The following is a 2,189-nucleotide window of genomic DNA, read 5'->3' as shown; positions in this document are numbered from 1 at the left end:
CGGTCGTCTCGAAGGGCGAGGCGCGTGCTGAGGTCTTTCGAAAAACCATATGCGACGCCCTGCCCCTCCAGGGGAGGGTGAAGCGGACAGCGGTGCGCTCTGACAACTTGCGGCTACGCCGCCTGCTTCCTTGACGCGGCGAACACGCCCGCGAGCACCAATGCAAAGCCGATGAAGTGGAACGCCTGCGGGTGCTCGCCGAGAAACACCATCGCCATGACCGAGCCGAACACCGGCACGACGTGGAAGAACGGCGCGGCGCGGTTGGCGCCGATCAGGCGCACGCCGCGATTGAAGCAGAGATAGGCGAGCGCGGAAGGGAAGACGGCGACGTAGAACAGCGTCAGCAGGTTCGGCCCGTCGAGCTTCATCACCGGGCGCGCAGACAGTTCCCAGATCTCCAGCGGAACGAGGCAGGCCGCGCCGCAGCCAAAGGTGAAGGCGAGGAACGACAGGCCGTGCATCGGCGGCCGCTTCAGGGACAGCACCGAATAGAGCGCGAAGATCAGGAGCGCGAGCAGGAAGATCAGGTCGCCCTTGTTGAAGTCGATGTTCGACAGCGTGGTGAAGTCGCCATGCAGCAGGATGGTCAGCACGCCGCACATCGACAGCAGCACGCCGAAAGCCTGCGCCGCGGTGAGGCGGATGCGGAGAATGGCCAGCGACCACAGCGCCACCAGCAGAGGCGCGGCCGACTGCAGCAGCAGCGTATTCAGCGCCTGGGTATGCTCCAGAGACCAATATTGCAGCGTGTTGAAGGCGCCGATGCCGGTGACCGAGAGCGTGACCATCAGGCCGAGCTTGCCGCGGATCGCCGGCCAGTCCTGCGCGAGGTGTTTCCACGCGAACGGCAGCACCAGCAGGAAGGCGAAGAACCAGCGCAGGAACGACAGCGTGACCGGCGGAATGTGGCCGGCGGCGAGCCGCCCGACGATGGCGTTGCCGGCCCAGCACAGCGCGGTGATGCTGAGCAGCAGATACGGCTGGTTGGCGATCCAGCTGTGGCCGGATGTTTCCGCGCTCGTGGTCTGGTCGGTGGCGGACATTATGATCGTCGAAGCCCCGCGTGGAATACGCCGAGGCTTCCGGCCCGGCGAGGTCCGGGCCGGCTGATAACCCGGCCCCGTCCAAAGACACGGAAAGCGAGGTTGCATCAACAGGGGGCGGACGCATCGCGACCATGCCGGCGGCGACGGTGTCCCTCACGCTTTGGTCGAAGCCGTTGCGATGACCCCCGCGAGTTCTGGATTTTCTGCGGATATCAATGGCTTGGGCCGGGCTTGGGACCCCGAATAAGCCCCGTTCTTGCTTGCCTAGAGGGGCTGCTTCCTTTATCCGGTTGGCTGCCTTGCGTGCGGGCGGCTCCGGCCGCCGATTAGGCTGGGCGCAGGCATGATCCCGGAAAAGTGGGCACCGGTTTTCCGCGAGGATCATGCCTTCTCGACAGTTTGAAACAGGATTACCCGCGAATGGCCAATGTTGTCGTCGTCGGCGCCCAGTGGGGCGACGAAGGGAAGGGCAAGATCGTCGACTGGTTGTCGGAGCAGGCGGATATCGTCGTCCGCTTCCAGGGCGGCCATAACGCCGGCCACACGCTGGTCATCAACGGCAAGACCTACAAGCTCGCGCTGCTGCCCTCCGGCGTGCTGCGCGAGGGCAAGCTGTCGGTGATCGGCAACGGCGTGGTGTTCGATCCCGCCGCCTTCCTCGACGAGGTCGCCAGGCTCAAGTCGCAGGGCGTCGATGTCAGCCCCGACAATCTGCGCGTTGCCGAAAACGTCACGCTGATCCTGCCGCTGCACCGCGAGCTTGATGCCTTGCGCGAGTCCGCCAGCGCCGCGACCGCGATCGGCACCACCCGCCGCGGCATCGGGCCCGCCTATGAGGACAAGGTCGGGCGCCGCGCCATCCGCCTGATGGATCTGGCCGATCCTCAGACCCTGCCGCACAAGATCGACCGCCTGCTGGCGCACCACAATGCGCTGCGCCGCGGCCTCAACCTGCCCGAATTCGACGGCAAGGTGGTCCTGAAAGAACTGATGGAGATGGCGCCGCAGCTGTTGCCCTATGCCGAGACGGTGTGGCGCCTGCTCGACATCGAGCGGCGCGCCGGCAAGCGCATGCTGTTCGAGGGCGCGCAGGGCGCGCTGCTCGACGTCGACCACGGCACCTATCCCTTCGTGACCTCC

The 2,189-nt window shown here is 65.9% G+C and carries 2 protein-coding genes; one reads left to right on the top strand and one right to left on the bottom strand.

Annotated features, from left to right (window positions below; translation table 11 throughout):
- Positions 1-113 precede the first annotated feature (113 nt).
- Positions 114-1,046: a DMT family transporter gene (locus tag JHD07_RS38280; RefSeq protein WP_291631664.1), complete on the bottom strand. Its 933-nt coding sequence runs from the start codon at positions 1,044-1,046 to the stop codon at positions 114-116.
- A 423-nt stretch (positions 1,047-1,469) separates the two neighbouring features.
- Here JHD07_RS38280 and JHD07_RS38275 point away from each other — a divergent pair.
- A partial coding sequence (locus tag JHD07_RS38275; protein WP_291631662.1) for an adenylosuccinate synthetase occupies positions 1,470-2,189 on the top strand: 720 nt, incomplete at its 3' end.

The sequence above is a fragment of the Bradyrhizobium sp. genome (assembly GCF_016462955.1).
Taxonomy (GTDB): Bacteria; Pseudomonadota; Alphaproteobacteria; order Rhizobiales; family Xanthobacteraceae; genus Bradyrhizobium.
Note: the sequence above shows the minus strand (reverse complement) of the source record. Positions and strands in the feature narration are given on the sequence as shown.